General features: G+C 69.4%; 23 protein-coding genes. 15 read left to right on the forward strand and 8 right to left on the reverse strand.

Annotation, left to right across the window (positions count from 1 at the left end; genetic code table 11):
* Positions 1-2: 2 nt before the first annotated feature.
* Positions 3-995 carry a DUF4424 family protein gene (locus BY998_RS09465; protein ID WP_110351375.1) on the forward strand — a complete coding sequence of 331 codons (993 nt, stop codon included), beginning with the start codon at positions 3-5 and terminating at the stop codon, positions 993-995.
* A 487-nt stretch (positions 996-1,482) separates the two neighbouring features.
* On the opposite strand, the gene BY998_RS23940 is transcribed toward BY998_RS09465, so the two are convergent.
* A complete protein-coding gene (locus tag BY998_RS23940; protein WP_146221761.1) occupies positions 1,483-2,739 on the reverse strand; it encodes a hypothetical protein in 1,257 nt (418 codons plus the stop codon).
* Positions 2,740-2,766: 27 nt separating this feature from the next.
* Positions 2,767-4,023, reverse strand: a complete 1,257-nt coding sequence (locus BY998_RS09470; protein ID WP_110351376.1) for an argininosuccinate synthase — start codon at positions 4,021-4,023, stop codon at positions 2,767-2,769.
* Positions 4,024-4,221: 198 nt separating this feature from the next.
* On the opposite strand from BY998_RS09470, the gene BY998_RS09475 reads away from it, so the two are divergent.
* Complete coding sequence (locus tag BY998_RS09475) at positions 4,222-4,848, forward strand: 2-hydroxychromene-2-carboxylate isomerase (protein ID WP_110351377.1); 627 nt, start codon at positions 4,222-4,224, stop codon at positions 4,846-4,848.
* Positions 4,849-4,931: 83 nt separating this feature from the next.
* On the opposite strand, the gene BY998_RS09480 is transcribed toward BY998_RS09475, so the two are convergent.
* Positions 4,932-6,881, reverse strand: a complete 1,950-nt coding sequence (locus BY998_RS09480; RefSeq protein ID WP_110351378.1) for an EAL domain-containing protein — start codon at positions 6,879-6,881, stop codon at positions 4,932-4,934.
* Between the two features lie 421 nt (positions 6,882-7,302).
* Positions 7,303-8,634 carry an MFS transporter gene (locus tag BY998_RS09485; RefSeq protein ID WP_110351379.1) on the reverse strand — a complete coding sequence of 444 codons (1,332 nt, stop codon included), beginning with the start codon at positions 8,632-8,634 and terminating at the stop codon, positions 7,303-7,305.
* A gap of 286 nt (positions 8,635-8,920) precedes the next feature.
* On the opposite strand from BY998_RS09485, the gene rlmH reads away from it, so the two are divergent.
* The 8 genes from rlmH (at position 8,921) to BY998_RS09525 (ending at position 18,724) form a co-directional block, all read left to right on the forward strand.
* The gene (gene rlmH, locus BY998_RS09490; protein ID WP_110351380.1) at positions 8,921-9,418 is read left to right on the forward strand and encodes a 23S rRNA (pseudouridine(1915)-N(3))-methyltransferase RlmH; all 498 of its coding nucleotides are present in this window, start codon (positions 8,921-8,923) and stop codon (positions 9,416-9,418) included.
* Positions 9,415-10,800 carry a peptidoglycan DD-metalloendopeptidase family protein gene (locus BY998_RS09495; protein ID WP_110351381.1) on the forward strand — a complete coding sequence of 462 codons (1,386 nt, stop codon included), beginning with the start codon at positions 9,415-9,417 and terminating at the stop codon, positions 10,798-10,800. Before rlmH ends, BY998_RS09495 begins: the two co-directional genes overlap by 4 nt.
* A complete protein-coding gene (locus BY998_RS09500; protein WP_110351382.1) occupies positions 10,800-12,122 on the forward strand; it encodes a S41 family peptidase in 1,323 nt (440 codons plus the stop codon). The genes BY998_RS09495 and BY998_RS09500 overlap by 1 nt, the downstream gene beginning before the upstream one ends.
* Before the next feature lie 154 nt (positions 12,123-12,276).
* Complete coding sequence (locus BY998_RS09505; protein WP_110351383.1) at positions 12,277-13,476, forward strand: divergent polysaccharide deacetylase family protein; 1,200 nt, start codon at positions 12,277-12,279, stop codon at positions 13,474-13,476.
* Positions 13,477-13,641: 165 nt separating this feature from the next.
* Positions 13,642-15,330, forward strand: a complete 1,689-nt coding sequence (locus BY998_RS09510; RefSeq protein ID WP_110351384.1) for a methyl-accepting chemotaxis protein — start codon at positions 13,642-13,644, stop codon at positions 15,328-15,330.
* A 139-nt stretch (positions 15,331-15,469) separates the two neighbouring features.
* Positions 15,470-16,057, forward strand: coding sequence for an RNA pyrophosphohydrolase (locus BY998_RS09515; RefSeq protein WP_110351385.1), 588 nt, complete (start codon positions 15,470-15,472; stop codon positions 16,055-16,057).
* A 27-nt stretch (positions 16,058-16,084) separates the two neighbouring features.
* Positions 16,085-16,717: a DUF2939 domain-containing protein gene (locus tag BY998_RS09520; RefSeq protein WP_110351386.1), complete on the forward strand. Its 633-nt coding sequence runs from the start codon at positions 16,085-16,087 to the stop codon at positions 16,715-16,717.
* 93 nt (positions 16,718-16,810) lie between these two features.
* A complete protein-coding gene (locus BY998_RS09525) occupies positions 16,811-18,724 on the forward strand; it encodes a KUP/HAK/KT family potassium transporter (protein ID WP_110351387.1) in 1,914 nt (637 codons plus the stop codon).
* Between the two features lie 40 nt (positions 18,725-18,764).
* Here the strand turns inward: BY998_RS09525 and BY998_RS09530 are convergent, their stop codons facing one another.
* Positions 18,765-20,363: a DUF2336 domain-containing protein gene (locus tag BY998_RS09530; RefSeq protein WP_110351388.1), complete on the reverse strand. Its 1,599-nt coding sequence runs from the start codon at positions 20,361-20,363 to the stop codon at positions 18,765-18,767.
* On the reverse strand, positions 20,360-21,490 hold the full coding sequence (locus BY998_RS09535; RefSeq protein ID WP_110351509.1) for a transglycosylase SLT domain-containing protein: 1,131 nt from the start codon (positions 21,488-21,490) through the stop codon (positions 20,360-20,362). The genes BY998_RS09530 and BY998_RS09535 overlap by 4 nt, the downstream gene beginning before the upstream one ends.
* 74 nt (positions 21,491-21,564) lie before the next feature.
* On the opposite strand from BY998_RS09535, the gene BY998_RS09540 reads away from it, so the two are divergent.
* Positions 21,565-22,179 (forward strand): aldolase, encoded by a 615-nt coding sequence (locus BY998_RS09540; protein WP_110351389.1) that lies wholly within the window; start codon positions 21,565-21,567, stop codon positions 22,177-22,179.
* Between the two features lie 9 nt (positions 22,180-22,188).
* Here the strand turns inward: BY998_RS09540 and BY998_RS09545 are convergent, their stop codons facing one another.
* A complete protein-coding gene (locus BY998_RS09545; protein WP_110351390.1) occupies positions 22,189-22,983 on the reverse strand; it encodes an MOSC domain-containing protein in 795 nt (264 codons plus the stop codon).
* 132 nt (positions 22,984-23,115) lie between these two features.
* Between BY998_RS09545 and BY998_RS09550 the strand changes: the two genes are divergently transcribed.
* Positions 23,116-23,895 (forward strand): MOSC N-terminal beta barrel domain-containing protein, encoded by a 780-nt coding sequence (locus BY998_RS09550; protein WP_110351391.1) that lies wholly within the window; start codon positions 23,116-23,118, stop codon positions 23,893-23,895.
* Between the two features lie 7 nt (positions 23,896-23,902).
* Here the strand turns inward: BY998_RS09550 and BY998_RS09555 are convergent, their stop codons facing one another.
* A complete protein-coding gene (locus BY998_RS09555) occupies positions 23,903-24,127 on the reverse strand; it encodes a hypothetical protein (RefSeq protein ID WP_110351392.1) in 225 nt (74 codons plus the stop codon).
* A 372-nt stretch (positions 24,128-24,499) separates the two neighbouring features.
* Between BY998_RS09555 and argB the strand changes: the two genes are divergently transcribed.
* The 3 genes from argB to BY998_RS09570 all read left to right on the forward strand — a co-directional run bounded on the left by argB (position 24,500) and on the right by BY998_RS09570 (position 26,698).
* Positions 24,500-25,396, forward strand: coding sequence for an acetylglutamate kinase (gene argB / locus BY998_RS09560; protein WP_110351393.1), 897 nt, complete (start codon positions 24,500-24,502; stop codon positions 25,394-25,396).
* Between the two features lie 88 nt (positions 25,397-25,484).
* Positions 25,485-26,231 carry a pyrimidine 5'-nucleotidase gene (locus tag BY998_RS09565; RefSeq protein ID WP_110351394.1) on the forward strand — a complete coding sequence of 249 codons (747 nt, stop codon included), beginning with the start codon at positions 25,485-25,487 and terminating at the stop codon, positions 26,229-26,231.
* Positions 26,232-26,242: 11 nt separating this feature from the next.
* The gene (locus BY998_RS09570; protein ID WP_110351510.1) at positions 26,243-26,698 is read left to right on the forward strand and encodes a metallopeptidase family protein; all 456 of its coding nucleotides are present in this window, start codon (positions 26,243-26,245) and stop codon (positions 26,696-26,698) included.
* The last annotated feature ends 57 nt before the right edge of the window (positions 26,699-26,755 follow it).

Raw genomic sequence — 26,755 nt, forward strand, 5'->3', positions numbered from 1 at the left:
GGATGGCATCGAAGCGCCGGCTGACGGCAACCTTGGGCCTCGTCGCCCTCGCGACGGCCGGGGCGCTGCCGGCCCGGGGCAACGACAGCGCCGCGGCGCTCGATGCCGGCGGCCTCGTGCTGGTGCGCGATCCCGAGATCGCCCTGGAGAGCGAGGATCTGCGCATCGGCCTCCGGCGCATCGATGTCGACTACGTCTTCCGTAATACCGGGCCGTCGGCGCGAACCGTGCGCGTCGCCTTCCCGCTGCCGCCCATCGACGGCGAGGAGCTCTCGCTCAGCGCGCTCTCGCTGCCCTTTCCCGACCGGGCGAACTTCGTCGGATTCACCGTGAGCGTGGACGGCCGCGCGATCGAGCCGGCGCTGGAGGAACGCGCCTTCCTCGGCACGCGCGAGGTCAGCGATACGCTGAAGCGCGACGGCCTGCCGCTCAACCCGCTGCGGCGGGACGACCTCGAAAAGGGTCTGAAGCGGCTCGCGCCCGCCGAGCTCGCGGCTTTGCACGGGGCCGGCCTGCTCTCCGAGGCGAGCGCGGACGCCGCCGCCCAGTGGCGCGGCGAGGCCAAGTTCCACTGGGAGCAGACCTTTCCCGCCGGGCAGGCGGTGCGCGTGTCCCACGGCTACGCGCCCGTGAAGGGCAACCACCTCGTCTCGGCCAAGGAAGCGGGCGAGCGGGGCTACCGCGAGCGCTACTGCCTGGACGATGCGGGGCTGGCCGGCATTCGGCGCCTCGGTGCGCGCAAGCCGGACGGCTACACCCGGGCGGTCGAGGTGCCCTACATCGTCACCACCGCCAGAAACTGGGCCGGCCGCATCGGCCGCTTCACCCTGACGGTGGACAAGGGCCGGCCCGACGCCCTCGTCAGCTTCTGCCGCACGGGCGTGCGCAAGACCGGGCCGACCACCTTCGTCTGGGAAGCGCGGGACTATCTGCCGGACGCCGACCTGCGGGTGCTCGTCGTCTCGAACGACGACGAGGCCCTCGACATCCGCTGAGCGGGACCGCGTCGGCGACCCCGCTCAGCGGATCGTGCCTTCAGCCCTCGCCCTTCTCGCTCGTCGAATGACATTAGCTGATAGCCAATAGCCAAGAACTCATGTCGAACGAGCCAAAAGGCGGCCTGAAGCGATTTCGCCGGATGATACAAGAATTTTTTCCAAGTGTTTCGGCCAAATTTACTGCTTTCGGTAATCGATATTACGATACGACCCAATTCAAGCCCGGAAAAATACATTTTCGATGATTGCATGCTCTTTCGATCATTGGATAGGCGGAACACCGCCCTTCCGCAATAATCCAGACGCAACCTGAAACAAATCTGGCACGTTTATACGTCCATCAGGTCGCTTTTCTGCCACTCCAATATTTAAAAGCGCCGTAATAAGACTCTCATATTCTGATCGATTATCCGTTCTGGTTCTATATAGTTCAACCGGTATCAAATAATCGTCTTTATTGGCAGCTTGTGCATCGAGTATTTTCTCAATGGTTTTTTTCTGCCTCCCGGCGCTCTATGAATGACTTAGCTTCATTGGGAGTTTGAAGATTTGCTAGAGGCTTGAGCACATCGTCAATCCATGCATAATCTTCTTTCAGCTGCTCAACTCGATTGAGGGAAGCTTGCTGAACACCCTTCTTGATTGCATCATACGCAAGTGGGGTCGATGATGAATTAGGAGTACTTCTAGCTGCCTCTCGAAGAGCAATAATAAAGCTTCGGAGGCTCACTCGGCCTCGAGCGTCAGCCAAATGCTTCGGGATCCAAGTGAATGGGTGGCCTTTTTTCGATCCAGCGCCCATCATATCGCCAGAGATCATTTCAAAGATTTTTTTCTGAAGATTTTCATCTTCCATAAAAGCGTCTGGAATCTTCACAAGTCGCTCACCCGATGCGATTGATATCCTTACATCGCTAACGCTGTGAGCCATTTTGGCAAAAGGCGCCCTAGTGTCAGAGCTATGCAGAAACCAATGCCAAACAAACCCGTATAAATCTCTGGACGACCACTGTAGCAGTGTAATATTTTGTCGCAGCTTCGACCCGTCGCGAATAGCCCAGATTTCACGATCGCCGTCCATGTCAGGCCGAAGAAATATATTCATTCCGAAGTTACTATAGCTGCGCATCTCAAGAGCAACTGATAACAGCGCCTTCACAAGGGCTCGGATAGTTGACCAATCCTGCCCAAGCCTATCCAAAGCATCAAATATAATTAGATGTCTTCTTTTTGAATTGACCAGATCTTGATGGGCCGAATTTAATACTTTTTCTTCTTCTTCAGAATTAGAAGTAATCCACTCAACCCGATTCCTCCAAGACAAATCAGACCATCCTGTTGGCAAATATTTATTGCCTACAGCATGCGCCAAAACTGCACGCCATATAAGTTCGGGCTGAATCCCTAAGTCGATCAGAGATTTGAGAGTGCGACTCGAAGGATACTCCGGACGACCGATATCTTCGGCAAAACCTAAAGAGACATCCCAAGTTTCAAGGTGCAACTCTGGATACATTTGTCGAATAGCAGTTCGGGAAGCATTATCCCGAAGCACGCTTGACCAAAAGCTTTTTCCTACACCACGATCGCCGACAACAAGTTCACGGGTAGGATCTATAGCACCAGCATGGCTTTTTGCTGTAAAAATTGATCGAAGGTCGGGCGTCGACGTTGCTGTCTGCGCTGCCACTTGGGGCAGCGTCTTAAGACCATCACGTATAAGCCCGACCGTCGCATTCATTGATGTCCCCACTCAACAACCTGGACGTTACTCATCGCACCATTTCGCTCGCTGCGCCAGGGTGCGCAGCCGCAGCGCGTTGAGCTTGATGAAGCCCGCCGCGTCCCGGTGATCGTAGGCGACGGCGCCCTCCTCGAAGGTGACGAGGTCCTGGTCGTAGAGCGAGTGGGGACTTGTCCGGCCGATGACGTGGACGCCGCCCTTGTAGAGCTTGAGCCGCACGCTGCCGGTGACCTTCTCCTGGCTCTTGTCGATCAGCGCCTGGAGCATCTCGCGTTCGGGCGAGAACCAGAAGCCGTTATAGATCAGCTCCGCGTATTGCGGCATGAGCTGGTCCTTGAGGTGGGCCGCGCCGCGATCGAGCGTGATCGACTCGATGGCACGGTGGGCCGGCAGCAGGATGGTGCCGCCGGGCGTCTCGTACATGCCGCGGCTCTTCATGCCGACGAAGCGGTTCTCGACGAGATCGAGCCGTCCGATGCCGTTGGCCCGGCCGAGTTCGTTCAGCTTGGCCAGCAGCGTGGCGGGCGAGAGCGCCTCGCCGTCGATCGAAACCGCATCGCCGCGCTCGAAGCCGATGGTGATGACGGTCGGCTGGTCCGGCGCTTCCTCGGGCGAGAGGGTGCGGGAATAGACGTAGTCCGGCACTTCCACGGCCGGATCCTCCAGCACCTTGCCCTCCGAGGAGGCGTGCAGGAGGTTGGCGTCGACCGAGAACGGGCTCTCGCCGCGCTTGTCCTTGGCGATCGGGATCTGATGCTGCTCGGCGAAGGCGATGAGTTGCTCGCGGGAACGCAGGTCCCACTCGCGCCAGGGGGCGATCACCGTCACGTCGGGCTTGAGGGCGTAGTAGCCGAGTTCGAACCGGACCTGATCGTTGCCCTTGCCGGTGGCGCCGTGGCAGACCGCGTCGGCCCCGACCCGTTCGGCGATCTCGATCTGCTTCTTGGCGATGAGCGGCCGGGCGATCGAGGTGCCGAGCAGGTAGACGCCCTCGTAGACGGCGTTGGCGCGGAACATCGGAAAGACGTAGTCGCGCACGAATTCCTCGCGCAGGTCCTCGATGTAGATGTTTTCCGGCTTGATGCCGAGCAGCTCGGCCTTCTTCCGGGCCGGCTCCAGCTCCTCGCCCTGGCCGAGATCGGCGGTGAACGTCACCACCTCGCAGCCGTAGGTGGTCTGGAGCCACTTCAGGATGATCGAGGTGTCGAGGCCGCCGGAATAGGCGAGGACGACCTTCTTGACGGGCTTGTTCGGGCTGGCGTCGGATTTCGCGTCGGACATGGCTTCGGGCCTGGAAAACGGGTGGGTGGGCCGGGCGGCCGGGCTGAGGCGGCTTAACAGCGAGGCCGCGCGCCGCGCAACCGCGACGCCACACGGAGGTTAGGAACCGCAGGCATGTCATCACGCGGCGCAGGGACGCCTTGCGACGGCGGCCGGCGCGACCCACGATGATCACACCCCATGCCGGAGAGTCGACGGATGCAGCGGCAGCCGACCCTGGAATTCTGGTACGAGTTCGCCTCGTCCTATTCCTACCTTGCCGCGATGCGGATCGAGGCGCTGGCGGCGGAGGCCGGCGTGGCCCTGCGCTGGCGGCCCTTCCTGCTCGGACCGATCTTCGCCGCGCAGGGCTGGAACAACTCCCCCTTCAACCTCTACCCGGCCAAGGGCCGCAACATGTGGCGCGACCTCGCGCGCGAGGCCGCCCGGCTCGGCCTTCCGGCGGTGACGCCTCCCAAGCCCTTTCCGCAGAACTCGCTGAGTGCCGCCCGCGTCGCGACCTACGGCGCCGACCAGGATTGGCTGATCCCCTTCACCAAGGCGGTGTTCGCGACGAGTTTCGCGAAGGGCGGCTCCATCGCCGAGCCCGCCGCGGTCGGTCGCATCCTCGATTCGCTCGGGCTCGACGGCACGCAGATCCTCAAGGCGGCGGCCTCCGAGACCAACAAGGGCCGCCTGAAGGTGGCCGGCGAGGAGGCACGCTCCCGCGGCATCTACGGTGCGCCGAGCTTCCTCACCGAGGACGGGGAGCTGTTCTGGGGCAACGACCGCCTGGAGCAGGCGCTGGCCTGGGCCGCCGGGGACCGGCCGGGCGGGGTGCGGTGAGAGGCTGACGCCGCGAGCCCGGGCTTTGTCCCAGCGAGGCCGAACCGTCATCGACTCGAGCCGGATGTGGGCGGGAGCCCGTCTCAGCCCGCGATCCGCACGAGCACGGGCCCCGTCCCGAGGCCGTCGAGCAGTTCCGTCATGGGCTGCGGCATGCCGATCAGGTAGCCCTGCACGTAGCGGCAGCCTTGGCGGCGCACGGCGTTCAGCTGCTCCGTGGTCTCGATCCCCTCGGCGATGCCGTCGAGCCCGAGGTTCTGGCAGAGATCGAGGATGGTGCTGACGACGCTGCGTCCGAGATCGGAATCGACGTCGGCCATGAAGCCGCGGTCGATCTTGATCCGGTCGAGCGGCAGGCGGTGGACGTAGTTGAGGCTCGAATAGCCCGTCCCGAAATCGTCCAGCGCGATCTTGATGCCGAGCGCACGAAGGAGCGTGATCGCCTGCCGCGCCCCTTCGAAGTCGCGCATCAGCGCCGTCTCCGTCAGTTCCAGCGTGATCCGCCGGGGATCGAGACGGCTCTGCCGCACGGCGGCGAGGATCGCGACGACGGTCTCGGACGAGGCGAGGTCGTGCGAGGAGAGGTTGAACGACAACCCGATCTCGGGCGGGAGCCGGGCCGCGTCGGCGAGCGCCTTGCGCAGGAGCAGCAACGTCACGGAGTGGATCATGCCGCAGCGCTCCGCCACGGCAATGAAGCGGTCGGGCGGAACGCGCCCGAGCTTCGGGCTCGTCCAGCGCGCCAGCGCCTCGACCGTGGTGATCCGATCCGTCACCGTGTCGAGGATCGGCTGGTAGTGCATCTCCATCTCGGCGGCGAGGTCCGCAGCCTGGAGCGCCGTCTCGACCGCGCGCTCGGCGCGGATCGCATCCTCGTGCTCCTGCGAGAACAGCGTCGTCGCCCCGCGCTTGCGCTCCTTCGAATGGTAGAGTGCGTAGTCGGCCCGGTCGAACAGCGCGTCCGCGGCGCGGCCCGCACTGGGATAGAGCGCGAGGCCCCCCGAGCATCCCGGCGCGACCTGCGTCTCGCCGAGTTGGATCGGCGCGTGCAGCGCCGAGCAGATCCGGCCGCAGAGTTCGGCCGCCTCGTCCGCAGAGGCAGCGGCGTGGATCAGCACGCCGAACTCGTCGCCGCCCAAGCGCGCGACCGTCACGCGGTCCGAGGCGAAGGTTCCGAGACGGCGCCCGGTCTCCTCCAGCACCCGGTCTCCGGCAGTGTGGCCGAACGTGTCGTTGATCGGCTTGAACCGGTCGAGATCGAAGATCGCGAGGGCGAAGGACGCGTCGGAGCCGGCCGAGGCGGCGATCAGCGCATCGAGGCGCTGGAAGAAGTAGCGCCGGTTGGGCAGCCCGGTCAGGCTATCGGTATGCGCCAGGCGTTGGTTTTCCTCGCCGAGCCGCTGCGCTTCGGCCTTCGACGCCACGAGCTGGAGAAAGGCCAGGAAGTTGTTGGTGAGGATGCGCACCATCACCACCGTGACGAAGGCCGTGTTGAGCGCGATCGCGATGAAGACGCTGTTTCCGCTGGTGAAGCAGTGGATCAGGAAGACGCCGATGACGATGACGGTCACGAGGAGTGCCGCGACCGGCAGGTGCGTCAGGCAGAAGATGCAGGCGACGACGGTGATCGCGACGAAGATCGCGACATGACCCTGCTCGAACGGACCGCCGAACGTCGTGAGGCTCAGCGCCCAGCCCACGAAGAGGACCGAGAACAGGATGGTGAGAAGGCTGGTCGCACGCAGGCGGTTGAAGGCCTCCGCTGCGGACATCGCCTGGGGCCGCAGATGCCACCAATGGACGGCGCGCACCGCGCACAGGCCGACCATCGCGGCCGGAAATCCGACCGTCAGCCAAGCCGGCGCGAGCGCGAAATGGGTGAACGCCAGGGCCAGGGCATTGACGGAAAGCAGCGCGTAGAGCGACGGGATCTGCTTCTGCAACTCAGCGAACTGACGGATGCACGCTTCGGGATCCGTGCAACTCGGGACAATCCCGCTCAAGAGTTCTCGGCGCACGTGAAAGGCTGTCATTTTCGTCTTACCAAACGCCGAAGCGCCAGCACGTCGCGCGTGCGCCCCCTCTTCGGCGCGATACTGAATGGCGGTTTCTCCTAAGGATTCATTGCCTCGTAACAACGCGCTCCGAAAACCGGAGTACTGCCGCCCCTTCGGGCAGATTCGTGAAACCGGCCGAACTCTTCCTCACGCACGCCGGCGCTGGATCCCGCTTCGCGCCTCGTCTCGGATGAAGGATTCATGGTCCATCGTCTCGGCCTTTGCCCCGCTCCGTCATCGCGAGGCGGAGCCGAAGCGACCCGGAGCGCGACCTGTCCGGACAATGCGGCGCCCTGGATTGCCACGGCTTCGCCTCGCAAGGACGGAGGGAGAGGCCGAAGCGATCAATCGGAAACCGGACCAGATCGGAGCGCGTCGCCCGGCCGGCGCCGGCCTGTCATCCTCGCTGGGGACGCGGTGGGGAAGGCGCCTCCTCCGCGTGGAGGTTGCGCCCCCGCGTCTCCGGCAGCAGCAGGGCGGCGAGCGTGCCGACCAAGCTGAAGGCGGCCAGATAATAGGCCGGGGCCATCCGGTCGCCGGTGGTCGCGATCAGCCAGTTCACCACGTAGTTCGTGCTGCCGCCGAAGATCGAGACCGAGAGCGCGTAGACGATCGACAGCCCGGCGCTGCGCACCGCCCGCGGCAGGGATTCGGGGATGCCGACGATGATGGCCGCCGCGTTGATCGAGGAGAGCGCCGAGAGCAGGAATGTGACGGCGTAGACGCTCAGCGCCCCCGGCGCGTGCAGGAGCCAGAGGAAGGCCGGCACCGCGAGGACGAGGATCAGGGCGCGCGGCCAGATCATCACCGGGCGCCGCCCGTACCGGTCGGCGAGCCAGCCGCCGAGCAACGGGAACCCGATCGAGGCGAGGCCCAGCGCGATCGGCACGGCGTTGGCCGCCATTTCCGAGAGCCCGAGGGTGGCCCCGGCATAGACCGACATGTTGGTGCCGACCGCGTTCGAGACGGTCGAGGCGGCGATGACGAGGAAGGTCAGTCCCAGCATCCGGCCGTGCTCACGCAGCAGCCGGCTCAGCACCGCCCCCGTCGAGGCGGCGGCGAAGGGATCGTGCCCGGCGCCCCCCGTCTCGGGCAGGTGGCTGCGGATCACGAGGCCGACGGGCACGACGAGGAGGCCGAGGCCGAACATCAGCCGCCAGCCCCAATCGGCCATGGCCGCTTCACCGAGAAGCAGCGTCAGGCCCGTGGCGAAGAGGCCCGCGAACAGGGCGGCGCAGCCCTGGCTCGCGATCTGCCAGCTTGCGACGAAACCGCGCCGCGGGCCGGGCGCCGCCTCGATCAGGTAGGCGGTGGAGGGGCCGACCTCGCCGCCGAGCGCCAGTCCCTGGATCAGCCGCCCGACGATCACGATCGCTTGCGCCCAGCCCCCGATCACCGCGGTGCCGGGACAGGCCGCCAGCATCAGCATGCCGACGGCCATCAGCGCGATGGTGACGAGCATGGCGGGCTTGCGGCCCGCCCGATCGGCGAAGGCGCCGATCACGATGCCGCCCACGGGGCGCATGACGTAGCCGATCCCGAACAGGGCGAGCGAGGCCAGCAGGCTGTCGGTCGGGCTGTCCGAGGGGAAGAAGGTCGCGCCGATGGACTTGGCGAAAAAGGCGTAGATCGTGAAGTCGTAGAATTCGAGGGCGTTGCCGAGCACGACCGCACCCACGGCCTTGCGGTCGAGACGCTGCGGAACGGCGGCGTTTTGGGGATCGGCCATCGTGGTCCTTGCCATGGGATCGGCATGAGATCAGCATGAGATCGGCATGAGATTTCGGAGGGCGCGCGGCGACGGGGCCGGCTTCGGGCAAGGGCCGAGTTAGGTCGCGGGACCGATCCCGCAACCGGGCGGAAGGGCGCGGGCGGTCCTCACCAGTGCTGCCGCCCCGGCGCGGGTTTGCCGACGCGGTTTTCTTGCGCTCCCGGCTCCCGGTCGCGGGGCCGGCCGTGCTATCGGGCGGTCGCTCCTTCGTCCGGGACCCGTTCAACTCCCTCGGTACCGCCCCTTGCGCCTCCTCGTCGTCGCCGTCGGTCGCCTGAAGCACGGGCCGGAGCGGGATCTCGCTGCCCGCTACCGCGAGCGCGCCGCCGCGCTCGGGCGGGGGCTCGGCGTCATGAGCTGCGATCTCACCGAGATACCGGAGTCTCGAGCCCGACGGGCCGCCGACCGCGTCGCGGAGGAGGCCGAGGCGATTCTGGCGCTCGTGCCGGCGGATGCGGCGCTGATGGCCTGCGACGAGCGCGGCCGCTCGGACTGGCCGAGCGAGCGCATCGCGGGCAAGGTCGGCGAGTGGCGCGATGCGGGCCGCAGCGCCCTCGTTCTCGTCATCGGCGGTGCGGACGGGCTTCACGAGCGCGTGCGGACCCGGGCCGACCATATTCTCGCCTTCGGAGCAGCGACACTGCCGCACGGTCTGGTGCGCGTGCTCGCCCTCGAGCAAGCCTACCGGTCCCTGACGATCCTGGCAGGCCATCCCTATCACCGGGGCGATCCCGAGGCATGAGACGACCGGAGACGGCCCATCCCCGGCCCGCGACGATCCTGTCGGCCGCGCTCGTCCTGGCCTGCCTCGCGGGCGCCGTCGGGGTCGGCGCGCTCATGCCCGCGCGGGCGCAGGAAGCCGCCGACCCGGAGACGACGCGCCGCACGCAGGAGGAGCGCGACCGGCGCGCCCAGAACCTGCGCCAGATCGAGGAGGCGCTCGCTGCCAGCGCCGGCAGCCGGGCGGCCCTGGAGGCCGAGATCGCCGCGATCGGCTCGGACCGGACCAAACTCAGCACCGCCCTGCTCGATGCCGGGCGCCAAGCGCAGGCGACCGAGGACCGCCTCAGCCGTCTGGAGGAGCGCCTGCGCGCGCTCACCGACAGCGACGCCGCCATCCGCAAATCGCTGGAAGCGCGCCGCGCCGTCATCGCCGAGATCCTGGCCGCGCTCCAGCGCATGGGCCGGCGCCCGCCCCCGGCCGTGCTGGTGCGGCCCGAGGATGTCCTCTCCGCGATCCGCACCTCGATGCTGCTCGGCGCCGTGGTGCCGGAACTGCGCGGCGAGGCGGAGACGCTGGCGGGCGACCTCACGGAACTGGTGCGCGTGCGCGGCCTCATCGCCGCCGACCGGGAATCCTTGCGCAAGGATCTCGCCGGCTGGGCCTCCGAGCGGCAGCGCCTCGACGCGCTGATCGCGGCCCGCCGCAGCCGGCAGGCGCAGATCGAATCGGATCTCACCGCCGAGCGCCAGAAGAGCGCCGAACTCGGCAATCAGGCCAAGAGCCTCAAGGATCTCGTGGACCGGATGGAGAGCGAGCTGTCGAGCGCCCGCCGGGCCGCCGACGCCGTTCGCGCCGCCGCCGAGCGGGAGCAGCGCGCCGTGCAGGAGAAATTCGCAGCGGCCGGCGCCCGCGATCCGGCCAAGCTGGCGCCGAAGGTGAAGTTCGCCGAGGCCCGCGGCGATCTGCCCAGGCCCGTGAGCGGCCCCCTCCTGCGCGGCTTCAACCAACCCGACGGCCAGGGCGGCACCACCCGCGGCATCTCGCTGCGGACGCGGGCCAGGGCGATCGTCTCGGCGCCGGCGGACGGCTGGGTCTCCTTCGCCGGACCGTTTCGCTCCTATGGCCGTCTCTTGATCATCAATGCGGGCGACGGCTACTATCTCTTGCTCGCGGGGATGGAACAGATCAACGTCGAGGTTGGTCAGTTCGTGCTGGCGGGTGAACCGGTGGCCGTGATGGGCGAGGGCAGCGGCCCCCCGGTGAACGCGCCGCAGGCTGCGTCACAGAGGGACGATGATCGCGTTGATCCCGTCCTGTACGTCGAGTTCAGAAAAGACGGCGGCTCCATCGATCCGGAGCCGTGGTGGGCGAAAAGTTCCAGCGAGAAGGTTCGCGGATAATGCGCAAAGTGTCCCTCGTGTTGCTCGGCGCCGCCCTCGGCATCGGTGCCTCGGCCCTGTCGACTCAAACCCAACTCCTCTCCGGCACCAGCGCCATCGCGGCCTCGGCGGAGACCTACCGGCAGCTGAGCCTGTTCGGCGACGTGTTCGAGAAGGTGCGCACCGACTACGTCGAGAAGCCCGAGGAATCGAAGCTGATCGAGTCGGCCGTCAACGGCATGCTGACCTCCCTCGATCCGCATTCGAGCTACATGGACGCGAAAGCCTTCCGCGACATGCAGACGACGACGCGGGGCGAGTTCGGCGGGCTCGGCATCGAGGTCACCATGGAGGACGGCCTGATCAAGGTCGTCTCGCCGATCGACGACACGCCCGCCTCGAAGGCCGGCCTGCTCGCCAACGACATCATCACCCAGATCGACGACGAGCAGGTCCAGGGCCTGACCCTGAACCAGGCCGTCGACAAGATGCGCGGTCCGGTCAACTCCGCGGTGAAGCTGAAGATCAGCCGCAAGGAGGCCAAGGACCCGATCGACGTCTCGCTGACCCGCGACATCATCAAGATTCGTCCGGTCCGCTCGAAGGTGGAGAGCGGCGATGTCGGCTACGTGCGCCTGACCCAGTTCAACGAGCAGACCTTCGACGGCCTCAAGACCGCGATCGACAAGCTCCAGACCGAGATCGGCGGCGACAAGCTCAAGGGCTACGTCCTCGACCTGCGCAACAACCCCGGCGGCCTGCTCGATCAGGCGGTGATGGTCTCCGACGCCTTCCTCGACCGCGGCGAGATCGTCTCGACCCGCGGCCGCAACCCGGACGAGACGCAGCGCTTCTCGGCCAAGGCCGGTGATCTGGCCAAGGGCAAGCCCATCGTGGTGCTGGTGAACGGCGGCGCGGCCTCGGCCTCGGAGATCGTGGCCGGCGCCCTGCAGGATCACAAGCGCGCGACCATCATGGGCACGCGCTCCTTCGGCAAGGGCTCGGTCCAGTCGATCATCCCGCTCGGCGGCCAGGGCGCCCTGCGGCTCACCACGGCCCGCTACTACACCCCGTCCGGCCGCTCGATCCAGGCGAAGGGCATCGAGCCGGATCAGGAGGTGCTGCAGGAGGTGCCCGACGACCTGAAGGGCAAGGACGAGACCAAGGGCGAGGCCGGGCTGAAGGGCCACTTGAAGCAGAAGGACACCGAGGAGCGCGGTGGTTCCTCGGCCTACATCCCGCCGGACCCGGCCAAGGACAAGCAGCTCATCGCCGCAGTCGACTTCCTGCACGGCATCCAGAAGGGTGCGGCCAACGTGACGAAGCCCGCCACGCAGAATTGATCTTCGACCGCCCCGCGGCCACCCAGTGGTCGCGGAGTTAGGGGAAGATTAACCATGACGGCCCGCAATGCCGGTTCAGACCGGAATGCGGGCCGTTTCTCGTTGACGCTCCCGCCGGCCGGTCATCCCATGCGCCAACGGGGCGGGACGGCGGGTGAGCGACGCGGCCGACGACATCCTGACGAAGCCTCTCGGAGTCGGGGGCAAGGCGGCGCGCCTGCGCGCCGGCCTGCGTCCGACCACCGCGATCGCGGGCGTATCGGCGCTGGCTCTGGGCCTGCTGGCCGGCACCGTCGCGCTCACCGGCGACCCTCGCGGCGGCGAGCCGCGGGCGAGCGCCACGATCGAGATCCGCGAGGCGTCCGCACCCGCCCCCACCGCCCGGGTCGCGGAAGTCGCCCCCGCCGGGCCTTCCCGCTCCGCGCGGGAGGTCGAGCAGGCCTCGGGCGTCAGCGTGTTCCGCCCCGACGGCTCGACGGCGCCCGACGCGCCCGTCATCATCCGCGTGCCCAACACCGCCCAGGTCAAGCTCGCCCCCGCCCCCGACCCGCGCCTGACCGAGCGCGGGCGCCACGGCCCCCTCCCCCGCATCGGCGAAGGACGCCTGCGGCCCCTCGACGTCTATGCCCGCCCGGAGGAGCCCGGCACGGGTCCGCGCATCGCGGTGCTCGTCTCTGGCCTCGGCATCGGCGAAGCGGCGACCATGGGTGCCATCGCCCGGCTGCCCGCCGCGGTCAGCCTCGCGCTCTCGCCCTACGGCGGCGATCTCGAGAAGACCGCTGCCCGCGCCCGCGAGGCCGGGCACGAGATCCTGCTGCAGTTGCCGATGGAGCCGTTCGACTATCCCGACAGCGATCCCGGGCCGCAGACGCTGCTGGCCTCCGGCCGCCCGGGCGAGAATCTCGACCGGGTCGCCTGGGCGATGAGCCGGTTTCCCGGCTTCGTCGCCGCGGTGAACTTCATGGGCGCCAAGCTCATGAGCGAGGCTGCCGCCCTGGAGCCGATCCTGAAGGAACTGTCCGCCCGCGGCCTCGGCTTCGTCGACGACGGCACCGCGCCCCGCTCCGGGGTCGCCGGGCTGGCGCCGAAGGTGAAGCTGGCGAGCGCCCGCGCCGAGGCCGTGATCGATGCGGTGGCCCGGCCGGACGCGATCGACGCCGAACTCGCCCGCCTTGAGACGCTCGCCCGACAGAAGGGGTTCGTGCTGGCCTCGGCCAGTGCCTCACCGCTGACGATCGACCGTCTCTCGCGCTGGTCGCGCGATCTGGAGGCTCGCGGTGTCCGGTTGGTGCCGGTCAGCGTCGTTCTGCGTCAGAATGCGGGCGTGGCGAAGGTGTCGAGCGCCACACCTTAACAATTGATCGTTTTATTGAAGTCGACACGAACTCGAACGGCCTTTCATCCGCATTCCCACAGGCAATCGGGAAGAAGAGTAGGCGATCCGGTAACGATTGTTTGACCAGGATCCTCCGCCCCGCCCGAAAGCGGCCGGGTACGACGATTTCGTCCGGAGTCTCCCGTGTCGTTCCAATCCATTCCCATCCGCAGCAAGCTGATCGCATCCTTCACGGTGCTGACACTCTTCCTCGTCGGCCTCGGGCTTCTCGGGCTGATGGGTGCGCAGGCCATTCGCCAGCAGACGCTAGAGATCGAGGGCAATTGGCTGCCCAGCGTACGACTGCTGGGCGAGATCGACACGGCGGCGGCGCGCAGCAACAGCGTGATGCTGCGCCACAGCCAGGCCACCGAGCCGCAGATGCTCGTGGCCATGGAGAAGGATTTCGAGCGCTTCGGCAAGCTGGTGAGCGACAAGCGGGCGGCCTACGAGGCGCTGATCACCTCGGCCGAGGAGCGTGCGCTCTACGACACCTACGTACAGGCGGCCGGCGTCTTCGAGGCCGAGCGCCGGGGCGTGATGGACCTGTCGCGCCAGGGCCGGAAGGCGGAGGCCTTCACTACCTACGAGTCGAAGGGACTTGCGCCGCGCCGGGCGATGTCGAGCGCCCTCGAGAAGCTCATCGCCTTCAACAACGAGGGCGCTGCCCGCGCCACGGCGCAGGGGGAACAGGTGTTCCAGTGGGTGCGGACGATGGCGCTCGCGGTGATCGCCGTCGGGCTGATCGTCTCGATCGTGCTCGCGGTGCTCATCATCCGCAGCGTGTCCGGCGGCATCGCCTCGGTGGTCGAGCCCATGCAGGCTCTGGCTGCCGGCGATCTCACGGTGGCGATCCCCCACCAGGGCCAGCGCACCGAGATCGGCCGCATCGCCGACGCGGTGCAGATCTTCAAGGACGGGCTGGTCCGCATGCGCACCCTTGAGGAGGAGACCGCCGCGGCCCGGGCCGGGGCGGAGGCGCAGCGCAAGACGGCGATGCGCGAGATGGCCGAGCGGTTCGAGCGCGCCGTCGGCGGCGTCGTCAGCCTCGTCTCGTCCTCCGCGACGCAGCTGCAGGCCTCGGCGCAGGGCATGTCGGGTGCCGCGACCCGCACGGCCGGCCAGTCGGTGAGCGTGGCCGCGGCAGCGGAAGAGGCTGCCACGAACGTCAACACCGTCGCCGCGGCGGCCGAGGAACTCGGCTCCTCCGTGCAGGAGATCGGCCGTCAGGTCAGCGGCTCGTCGATGTTGGCGCAGTCGGCCGTCGGCGAGGCGGCGCAGACCGCCGCCCATGTCCGCGAGCTGAGCGCGGCGGTCGCCAAGATCGGCGACGTCGTGACGATGATCACGACCATCGCCGGTCAGACCAACCTTCTGGCCTTGAACGCCACCATCGAGGCGGCGCGCGCGGGCGAAGCGGGCCGCGGCTTCGCCGTGGTCGCGGCGGAGGTCAAGGAACTCGCCAACCAGACCGCCCGGGCCACCGAGGAGATCTCGGGCCAGATCGGACGCATCCAGCAGACCACGGGTCAGGCGGTCTCGTCGATCGGCAGCATCACCGGCCGCATCGAGGAGATCAGCGCCGTGGCCGCCTCCATCGCCGCGGCGGTCGAGCAGCAGGGCGCAGCAACGCAGGAGATCGTGCGCAACGTGGCCCAGGCCGCCATGGGTGCGGGTGAGGTGACGAGCAACATCGCCGGCGTGGCCCAGGCCGCGGAGGAAGCGGGCGACGCCGCCGCACAGGTGCTCACCGCCGCCTCCGAACTGTCGCGCCAGTCCGAGCACCTGAGCGGCGAAGTCGGGCGCTTCCTGACGAACGTGCGCGCGGCGTAACCGGGTTCGAGATCGCGAGGAGACGCGGGCGCAGCCTCTGGCCGTCGCCCGCGTCTCCGCATGTCGAGATTGCGGGCCGTGCGGCGTTGCCCGTGCCGCGCCGGCCGTCCTATGGTCCCGCGGCCAGCACGAGCCCGCGATGACCCGCCCCGACGACGACCTCCTGCGCCTGCCCGAGGGCAGCGCGTTGCCCTACCGCCCCTGCGTGGGCGTGACCCTGTTCAACCGCGACGGCCGCGTCTTCATCGGACGGCGCAAGCGCTCGGCCGGCCCCGAGCATGTCGACGGCGAGCGGGCGTGGCAGATGCCCCAGGGCGGGATCGACGCGGGCGAAGCGCCCCTCGACGCGGCCCTGCGCGAACTCCACGAGGAAACCAACGTGCCCGCCGACGCGGTCACGCTGCTCGGCGAGAGCCGCGATTGGCTCGCCTACGACCTGCCGCCCGAGGTCATGAAGCAGGCCTGGAAGGGGCGCTACCGCGGCCAGCGGCAGAAGTGGTTCGCCTTCGGCCTGACCGGCAGCGAGGCGGTGATCGACGTGGACGCCCCCGGCGGCGGTGCTCACAAGGCCGAGTTCGAGGCGTGGCGCTGGGAGCGCCTTGAGGCGCTGCCGGACCTGATCATTCCCTTCAAGCGGCCGGTCTACGAGGGCGTCGTCGCCGCCTTTTCCGGGCTGAGCGGCTGGCACGGGGCCGATGGCGAGACGCAGGGTCGGGACCCGGCATGAAGCCTGCGCACGGTCGCGGCTGATCCGATGCGGTGGTGGCTCCCTCCCCTTCTCGCCGTTCTGGCGTGGTTCGCCTACACGCTGACGCCGTTCTGGTCGCTCTACGGCTTCGCGGCCGCAGTCCAGGCCGGCGACACGGCCGCGGTGGAGCGGCGCGTGAACTTCCGAACCCTGCGCCTGTCGCTCGCCCGGCAGATCAGCGCGGCGGTCAAGGCCGACAGCACCTCGCTCGATCCGCGCGAGCGGCAGCGCATCGCCGATGCGGCGGCGGCCTTCGCCCTGCCGGTGATGGAATCGGCCCTCACGCCGAAGGCCGTCATCGATCTGCTCGACGACGGCTGGCCGCAGGAATCCGATCTCGGCGCCCCGACCAACCGGCACGAGCGGCGCGACGGCCTGCGCATCCCCGATCTCGGACGGCTCCTGCGCTACTATTTCGCCTCCGACATGCGCGGCTTCCGCTCGGTGGTGGTCGCCGTCCCGCCGGACCGTCCGCGCCGGGAGCAGTTCCGCCTGCGCCTGCGCCTGCGCGACTGGGGCTGGCGCCTGGTCGATATCGAACTGTCCGAGGATCTGCGCTCCCGCATCGCCGAGAAGGCCGCCGCCGGAGCCGCGCGCCTGCGTGACAACCGCTCGGGCCCGGACAAGACGGTGCCCTGACGATCGTCTCCTGCACGCACGGAAGAGCCCCTGGACAGCGGGGGCGCGCTCCATAGGTAGGCCGCCACGATCGGCCCCGTCCGGAGCGCAGCCTTGAGCCAGTCCGCCGCCCACGATCCCGTTCCGGATGCGGGGCGGCGCCTCGGCGCGGCGACCCTTCTGGGCACACTCGGCATCGTCTACGGCGATATCGGCACGAGCCCGCTCTACGCCTTCAAGGAGGCGGTGCGGGCCGCGAGCCAGGGCGGTGCGCCGACCCCCGTCGCGGTCACCGGGGCGGTCTCCCTGATCCTGTGGTCGCTGATCCTCGTCGTCTCGCTGAAATACGCGGTGCTGATCCTGCGCGCCGACAATCGCGGCGAGGGCGGCATCGTGGCGATGCTGGCGCTGCTCGGCGCCCGCCACGCCCGGCCCGGTTCCCGGCAGGCGCTGCTGCTGGTGGTCGGCCTCGTCGGCGCCGCCTTGCTCTACGGGGACGGGACGATCACGCCCGCGATCTCCGTGCTGTCGGCGGTCGAGGGCCTGAAGGTGGACGCCCCGGCCCTCGACCGCTTCGTCGTGCCGATCGCCCTCGTGATCCTGGTCGGGCTGTTCTTCGTGCAGAGCCGGGGCGTGGCCTTCATCGGCCGGATCTTCGGGCCGGTGATGCTGCTCTGGTTCGTCGTGCTGGCGGCGCTCGGCATCGGCGGCATCCTGCAGGCGCCGCAGATCCTGACCGCTGTCAATCCGCTGCGCGCCGTCGAGTTCACCGCCCATGCGGGTCTTCATGTCGGCTTCGCCATGCTCGGCGCGGCCTTCCTGGCGGTGACGGGCGGCGAGGCGATGTATGCCGATCTCGGCCATTTCGGCGCGCGGGCGATCCGGATCGCGTGGTTCGCCGTGGTGCTGCCCGCGCTCGTGATCCACTATTTCGGGCAGGGCGCGATCCTGCTCGTCGATCCGGGCGCGGCCGAGAACCCGTTCTACCGCCTCGCGCCGGCCTGGGGCCATTATCCGCTGATCGGGCTGGCGACGCTGGCCGCGGTCATCGCCTCGCAGGCGGTGATCTCCGGCGTGTTCTCGCTGACGCGGCAATCGATCCAGCTCGGCTTCCTGCCGCCGCTGCGCATCGTCCACACGGCGCCCGACGAGCAGGGCCAGATCTACGTTCCCCTGGTGAACTGGCTGCTGGCCGCCGCCACGCTCTCGGCGGTGCTGATCTTCCGCTCTTCCGATGCCCTGGCCGGGGCCTACGGCATCGCGGTGTCGCTGCTCATGGCGATCACGACCCTGCTCGCCGGCCTCGTCGCACGCAAATGGGGCTACGCCCTCCCCCTCGTACTGGCGGTGAACGGCCTCTTCCTGGCGGTCGATCTCACCTTCCTCGCCGCCAACAGCGTGAAGCTGTTCGAGGGCGGCTGGTTTCCCCTGGTGCTCGCGGGCGTCGTCGCCTTCCTGATGCTGACCTGGCGCAAGGGCAATGCCTGTCTGGAAGAGGCACGGATCGCGATTCGCCCGCCGGAGTCCCGTTTCCTCGAAAGCCTGCGCGAGGCGCCGCCGACGATGCTGCCGGGCAACGCGGCGTTCCTGTCCTCGGCTACCGAAGGCATCCCGCTGCCGCTGATGCGCTTCGTGGAGCGGCTCGGGGCGCGGCACGCCCGCATCCTGATCGTCACCGCCCTGTTCGAGGATCGCCCGACCGTCCCGGCGGAGAAGCGCGCCGCGGTGAGCGAGATCGCCCCCGACATCCGCCGCGTCGTCCTGCGCTACGGCTTCATGCAATCGGCTTCCGTGCCCGAGGGACTGGCCTGCGCCGTCCGGGCCGGGCTGCTGCCGGAGGCCTTCACGGAGGACCTCACCGTCTTCGTCGGCCACGAGACGATCATTCCCGTCTCGGACCGGCGCGGCATGTCGGACTGGCGCGAGGCCGTCTTCGCCGTGATGAAGAACAACGCCGAGCGCACCGGCGCCCATTTCTGCGTCCCCGCCCGGCAGGTCATCGAGATCGGCACCGAAATCGAGATCTGATCCGGCTCGGGCCGCGGAGATGCAGCGTCCGAAAACGACCTCAGGCGGCGAGGCGCAGGCGGTCGGCCCGGTAGCTGAGCACCAGATCCTCCGGGATCATCCCGGCGGCGACCGCCACCGCGATCTCGCGCGGTCGCGCCGCGCGGCGCGGCTCGGGTCGAATCTCGATCTCCGCCGCGGCGGCGGGCGGCGGGGCGGCGCGGCTGGCGAGGAAGCTCGCCCTCAGGTCGTCCGCGAGGCTGGCGAGCACGGTTTCCGCGAAATCCGGCGCGAGCGTCGCTGCGGCCTCGGAGATGGTGACGGAAGCGCCGATGCGCTCCTCGGCCCGGGGCGCGGTCGGCCAAGACGCAGGCCAAGATGCATCGGAGACGTGCGGCGCCGGAGCGGCCGGCTCCGGCGGGAGCACGACGACCGCGGGGATTGGCGATGGAGCGGCCTCGACCAGCGCGGCCTCGGGCGCGGCGAGCAGGACCGCCTGGGGCGGCTCCTGCGGCGTCGTCTCGGCCTGAGCCTGCGCGTGGGCGTGGATGCGGGCCTCGTCCCGGGCGGCCTCCGCCTCGAAGCGGGCGAGCAGCGCCATCAGCCCGCGCGCCTCGGCAAACGGCATCGTCTCGCAGGCGGTGAGCGCGGCCTCGATCATCGAGCGAGCGAGCCGCGGCCCGTCGAGACCGCTGCGGCCGTTGTTGGCCTCGCGCCACACGCTCAAAGCCGCCTGGATCGCCGGCAGCAACAGGCCGGGCAGACCCGCCCGGCGGTGGAGCGCGGCGAAGCCCGCTCCCTGGGCTTCGAGCATCAGGCCGGCGACGCGGGCACGGCTGAGGCCGCTGAGCTCGGCCAGGGCCACCTCGGCGAAGGGCAGGCGCAGGGACAGGATCGCGCGCAGGATCAGCCCGGCGGTGAGTTGCTCCTGCACCCGCAGATGAGCCACGAGGCGGGCAAGACCGGCCTCCCCGGCCTCGTCGCTGAGGGCGAGCGCGGCGGCATCGCGCGCCTCGCGGGCCACCCGCGTGCCGCGCTCCGAGCTGATCCAGCCGGCATCCTGGCCGAAGCGCGAGAGCTGCTCGGCCACCAGAGCGACGACGGCGTGGCGCACCTCGATCGCGAGGTCGGGGCGCGCCAGCAGGGCTTGGCGCAGGGCCGCGTCGTCGCCGTGGCGCTCCACCATCCGCAGCAGCGCGGCGGTGCCGATGCTGGCGCGGGGGTTTTTGGCCAGTGCGATGAGCGAGGGCGCGCCGCCGACCTCCGCCAGCGCGGCGGCCACCGGCCGCGAGAGGTCGGCCCGGCCCGCCACCGCCGAGCGGGTCTCCTCGCAGCCCATGGCGACGCAATCGACGAGGTCGGCATCCATCAGGACGGGCGAGCGCGCGAGCACGAGGCAGGCGATGTCCGGCTGGTCGGAGGCGAGCGCCACGATGAGCGGGCGCGGAGCCTGATCCGAGGCGGCGCAGGCCTGGGCCAGCGCCCGCCGTACCGCGGCCGCGGGATCGTCGAGCAGGGCGAGCAAGGCCGTCTTGGCCTCCCAGGCCGCGTCGGGCCCGAGCGTGCCCTGGAGGTAGGTGCGCGCCAGCGCGCCAGCGGCCTCGGCCCGCCGCTCGGTGGAGGCGCTCTGAGTCAGGGAGAGGAACTGGCGGAGGATCATGAGCCGTTCCGAAGCCGGTAGGAGGAGGAATCGAAGAGCGAGCTTTTGGCCTGACCCGCCGTCGCATTCGGCCGGTCCAGGGTCGGGCCGGCCGCGAGGCTCGTCAGCGGCGCGGCGACCGTCCCACCCAGCCCGGCGGGCCGGCGCGGCGGCAGCGGCACCACGATCGCCGCCGCGGCGGGTGCGTCGGGAGTGATCGCGGCGGGGACCGGAACCGAGGTCGCGGCGGGGGCGGGGGCATCGGACTCGCCGGCCGCGTCGGAGCGCGGGAAGTAGGTCGGGGCGGATCGGGAGGCGGCGTTGGCGGCGGCGCGGTTCTGCCAGATCTTGGCCACGCCGTCGGAGATCGCCCCCTGGCGCCGGTCGGTCTGGAACAGCGAGCGGAGCCCGCCCTCCAGGGAGGCGTAGGCGGTCGGCAGTTCGGACGAGGACGCCGCGGTCGCGATGGGACTCGCGCCACCGCTGGACGCGGCAGGATCGGTGGCGCGGCTCAGGAGCGCGTAGAGTTCGGAGGTGCTGCGGGGCCGTCCGGCCCGGTCGTAGAAGAGGTTGCGGTTGGCGGCGGCGGCTTCCGGCAGGTCGAGGGCGGCGGCGCGGGACGGGTTGGCCTGCGCCGAGGCGATCAGCGCGCTCGCGCCCTTCGCGCCGAGCACGTGGGCGGCGTAGAGGTCGCCCGCCGTCGGGTCGCGGCCGAGCGCCGTGCTCAGGGCCTCGCCGTTGCGCTGCGTGAGGGCGCCCGCCATCGTCGCCGCGATCTTCGGGTCGCGGCGCAGGTCGAGGATGGCCTGCCGGGCCGCCGGATCGGCCACCGTGTAGCTGCCGTCGGCCCGCGCGGTGATGGCGTCGGCGTAGGACGAGAGACCGAGCTTGGGGCCGGTGCTCTTCATCACGCCGAGCCAGGTCTGCTCGATGAACTGGAACAGGCCGGTCGCGGTGGAGGTGCTCGCCTTGGCATCCGGGTTGAGGCTCGATTCCCGCTGCGCCGTGGCGAGGAGGTAATCGAAGCCGACGCCGCTGGTCTGCGCGCCCTCGCGGATCGCGTCGACCACCGGGCCGCCCGCCACCGCGGCGCGCGCGGGCGCGGCGGTCTCGCGGGGGCTGGCCGGAGCATTGGTGAACAGGAACATGACGCGTCCCGCCGGGACCGTCATTCGGCCCCGTGAGGCCCGACCTTCCTGCAGCTATGGTAAAGGAAGTTTGAATGAGAGCCGCACCGCCCCGTCCCGAACCGGCCGCGCCGCGCCGCGCCGTCCTCGTGGCGGACACCGCGGCGGCGCAGGCTGCCCTCACCGGCGGCGCGCAGGCGCTGGTTCTCGGCGGACCGCTTCCGCCAGGTCTGGTCGCCGGCCTGCGGGCGGGCCGCACCGACCTCGCGATCTACGCCGCCCTCGGCGCCCCGGACGATCCCGCCCTCGACGCGCTCGTCGCGCAGGCGCCCGACGGGGTACTGCTGCGCGATGCCCGCTCCGGCCGCGATGTCGCCGCCCTCGGGGGGCGGCTCGCCGTGTGCGAGGCGGAAGGGGATCGGCCCGACGGAAGCCTTTCGATCCTCGCCGCGATCCGCCATCCGCTCGGCTTGCTCGACGCGGCCGGCTTCGTCGGCGCCAGCCCGCGGCTTCGCGGCCTCGGCCTCGACGCGCCGGCGCTGGCCGCCCTCCTGGGCGAGGGCGAGGCGCTCGCGCAGGCCCGCGGGACGATCCGGATCGCCGCGGCGGCGGCGGGCGTGGCGGCCTTCGCCTGGCTCGCCGAGGAGTCCGCGAGCCGGCCGGACGATGCCGCGGCGCGGTGGGGCGGGTTCGACTTCCTGGTGGTGTGAGGCGCGGCCTCAGGCGGTGCCCGCCGTCTGCGGGTCGAGCGTCAGCCGGTCACCGACCGCGACGGCGCCGTCGCAGAGCACTTCGAGATAGAGCCCCAGATCGACATGGCCGAAATGCCGCTTCAGGGCCTTGGGCAGGTTGGTGTCGCGCTCGGCCGTCTCGGGGTTCACGTCGACGGCGGCGCAGCGCGGCGTCCGGGCGAGGCCGCGCAGCCGCAGATCCCCGATGCTCACCGCGCGATCGACCCAGTCCAGTTCCTCCCAGGCCTCCAGCCCGTCGACGACGATGTTGGCGCGGAAGCGCAAGGGGTGGATCGCCTGCCCCGTCCGCGCTTCGAGGGCGCGCACCGAGGCGAGGTTGACGAGCGAGACCGCCCGCATGAAGGCCGGCGAGATCACGCTGCCATCGGTGAACTTGTGCCCCTCGGCCCGCACGAGGCGCGGCCGGCCCTTGGCCGCCGGGCCGACATACGCCTCGAAGAAGCGCTCGACAGCCTCCCGTCCCGCCGCGCTCGACAGGTCCGCCTCGACCAGCGTTTGGCCGCCGCGTCCGATCGCGAGGCGTCCCGTCTCGGGATCGAACCGCGTCGTGAGGGCCGCCAGAACCGCGTTGCTGCGCAGCATCAGGAAGAAGCCCTTGTCGAGGGGCTTGGGCTGCTCCGGATCGAAGGCCGTGCTCCCGAGCGCCAGGGCGTATTCGCGATCGAAGGCCAGACCGCTCCCGCGCCGCAGGCTCAGCGCCGGAAGCGATTCGGCCGAGAGCCCTTTGACGGGATAGCGGTAGAGTGCGGTGATCGCGGCCATGCGTCGTCATCCTCCTGCCCGCGGCAGGCTGGCCGAGCCCCGGCACGGAGACCATGCGCAATTCTTCGTAGGGCCCGCGCGTGGCGGGAGTGCTCCGTTGCCAAGCAGGGGCACTCGCCGTAGCGAGGCGGGATGAGCCAGAGCCCTGCCCTCCGCATCGCCGCCCTCTACCGCTACCCCGTCAAGGGGCTCTCGCCCGAAGCGGTGGAGACGGCGGAGCTGGAGACCAGCGGCTACTTCCCGGGCGACCGGCTCTACGCCATCGAGAACGGACCCTCGGGCTTCAACGAGAGCGCCCCGCGCCACCTGCCCAAGGTCGCCTACCTGATGCTGATGCGCGACGAGGCGCTGGCGCGGCTGCGCACCCGCTTCGACGACGCCACGCATCGCCTCACGGTCGAGGAGAACGGGACCACGGCGCTGGACGCCGACCTGAGCACGACCGAGGGGCGTGCGGCGCTGGCGGACTTCATGCAGGGATTCGTGCCGGGCACGCTGCGCGGTCCGCCGCGGGTGCTTGCCGCACCGCCCGGCTACCGCTTCACCGATTCGCGCACGGGCTACGTCTCGCTCATCAACCGGGCGAGCGTGGCGGCGACCGAGGATCTCGTCGGCGCCCCCGTCGATCCCCTGCGCTTTCGCGGCAATCTCTATCTGGACGGGCTGGAGCCGTTCGCCGAACTCGACATGGTCGGCCGGGTGCTGGAGGCGGAGGACGGGCTGCGGCTGAAGATCACCAGCCGCACGGTGCGGTGCGCGGCCACCAACGTCGATCCGCAGACGGGTCTGCGCGACCTCGCGATCCCGAAGGCCCTGATGAACGGTCTCGGCCACGCCGATTGCGGCGTCTACGCCGAGGTTCTGGCCGGGGGCCGCCTGCGGGCGGGCGAGAGCCTGCGCGCGGTCGGCTGACCGGTCCTCAGCGGGCCCGGTTTTGGGTGCGGGCCGTAAGCCAGAGCGGCTCGGGCTCGGCGCAGGGCAGGAGTGCGGCGACCGCATCGAGATCGACCGCGTAGCTCTCGGTGAGCCGACGCCAGACTTCGGCCGAGGAGCCGGCGCCCTGGCCGAAGCGCTCGACCACCCGGGCGATCAGGCCGGGATTCGTCAGGGACGGGCGCGGCGTCAGTGCATCGTCGTTCAGCATTCTCGCCCCCCCTGGCTCAACCAGGAGATGATTGAGAAACGCGGTTAACGGCCAGTTAAGCGGCCGGGAAACTCTGCATCGGCGCAGGGTCCGCTCTCCGAAACGTGTCGTTCCGGTCGCGTTGGGAGGAGTTGTGCCGCATCGGCATCCGAGCGGCCGGTCTTCAGGCCCCGCTCCGGCCCGGCGGCGAAAGCCTCGCGGCCCGGCGCGGACGGTCCGGCGGCCCTCACGACAATCCCTGAGGCGGCTCACTGTCGTGGCGGTGCGGGAGGCGGGTCCGATAACCTCCATTCGACCGCTTCGCGTCGCGGAAAGCCTGCGCTAGAAGCCCTGCCGAATCCGTCGCCAACCCAGCGAGACAGGACGACCGCGATGACCGATCCGCTGCCGAACGTGCATGTGCGCGCCGAGATCCTGACCCAGGCGCTGCCGCACATGCAGCGCTACGATCAGGAGATCGTCGTCATCAAGTATGGCGGCCACGCCATGGGCGACCCGGCGGCGGCGGAGGATTTCGCCGAGGACATCGTGCTGCTGGAGCAGTCCGGCCTGAAGCCGATCGTCGTGCACGGCGGCGGGCCGCAGATCGGCCGGATGCTGGCGCGGCTCGGCATCGAATCGGAGTTCCGCGGCGGCCTGCGCGTCACCGACGAGGCCACCGTCGAGGTGGTCGAGATGGTTCTGGCCGGCTCGATCAACAAGCAGATCGTCGGCTGGATCGCTGCCGAGGGCGGCCGGGCGATCGGCCTGTGCGGCAAGGACGGAAACATGGTCCGCGCCAAGCGGGCGATGCGCACGGTCAAGGACCCCGACAGCAACATCGAGCAGGCGATCGACCTCGGGCTCGTCGGCGAGCCCGAGCATGTCGAGCGCGGCGTGCTCGACGCGGTGCTGAAGGCCGAGCTGATCCCGGTGCTCGCCCCCGTGGCCTACGGCGAGGACGGCAAGACCTACAACGTCAACGCCGACACCTTCGCGGGCGCCATCGCCGGCGCGCTGCGGGCCAAGCGCCTCCTGCTGCTCACCGACGTGCCCGGCGTGCTCGACAAGGACAAGAACCTGATCCAGGAGCTCTCGGTCGAGGATTGCCGGCGGCTGATCGCCGACGGCACCATCACGGGCGGGATGATCCCCAAGGTCGAGACCTGCATCTACGCCATCGAGCAGGGTGTGGAGGCCGTGGTCATCCTCAACGGCAAGGTCGCGCACGCCGCCCTTCTGGAGCTGTTCACCGATTTCGGCGCGGGCACCCTGATCCGGCGCACCTGAGGCGGCGCTTCCCTGCGCGCTGCGCCTCCCTACATAGGGGAGACGGGGCAGTCCCGTCCCGTTTCCCCCTCACAAGCGTCACCCTTCCTTGCTTCTTCCCGGCGAGAGCCATTTCACCACCCCCGACGCCCGCGGCTTTTCCCGCGTCGATACCTGGGTGTTCGATCTCGACAACACGCTCTACCCGAGCGACGCGCGGGTCTGGCCGCAGGTGGACGAGCGCATCACGCTCTACGTCATGCGCCTCTACGGGCTCGACGCGATCTCGGCCCGGGCCCTGCAGAAGCATTTCTACCACCATTACGGCACCACCCTGAAGGCGCTGATGGTGGAGGAAGGGGTCGATCCGCACGACTTCCTCGACTTCGCCCACGACATCGACCACTCGACGATCAAGCTCGACGAATCCCTGGGCGACGCGATCGAGCGGCTGCCGGGGCGCAAGCTGATCCTCACCAACGGCTCGCGCCGCCACGCCGAGCGCGTCGCGGAGAAGCTCGGCATCCTCAACCATTTCGAGGACGTGTTCGACATCGCGGCGGCCGACTTCATTCCGAAGCCCGACCGCGGCACCTACGAGCGCTTCCTCCTTCGCCACGGCGTCGATCCCAGGCGCTCGGCCCTGTTCGAGGACATCGCCCGCAACCTCGTGGTGCCGCACGATCTCGGCATGGCCACCGTGCTCGTGGTGCCGCCGACGCCCGACCCGTTCCGCGAGCTGTTCGAGCAGGAGGCGGTGCAGGAACCGCATATCGACCACATCACCAGTGATCTGGCCGCCTTCCTGGCGCGCTGCGTGCTGCCGGTCGTCCCGCAGGAACCCGCCGCGCCGTGAGCCAGGACGCCGTGAGCCAGGGCGCCACGAGCGAGGACGCCGCGAGCGGCTGGGCTGGGACCAAGGCGCCGAGCCTCGCCGAGATCGAGGCTTTGGCCGACGCCGCCTTCGCCGCCCTGCCGGAGGAATTCCGCCGCCTCTGCGCGGGCGTGCGCATCCACGTGGACGACTTTCCCGATGAGGAGACCCTGACCGAGATGGGCTGCGAGTCGGAGTTCGACCTGCTCGGCCTGTTCCGCGGCGTCGGGCTGGCCCAGGGCGGCGAGTGGGCGACGGGACAGATGCCCAACGCGGTCTGGCTCTACCGTCGGCCGCTGCTCGACTACTGGGCCGAGCACGACGAGACGCTGGGCCACCTCGTCACCCACGTCCTCGTCCACGAGATCGGCCACCATTTCGGCCTCTCCGACGACGACATGACCGCCCTCGAAGCGGCGGCCGACGCGATCGAGGCGCCCGGGCGCTGAGCCTGGCTTCGCTCGTCTCCCTTCGTCGGTTGGCGCCGGCGGGGAAAGGGTGTGGCG

Origin of the sequence: Methylobacterium sp. B4 (genome assembly GCF_003201865.1) — a bacterium.
Taxonomy (GTDB): domain Bacteria; phylum Pseudomonadota; class Alphaproteobacteria; order Rhizobiales; family Beijerinckiaceae; genus Methylobacterium.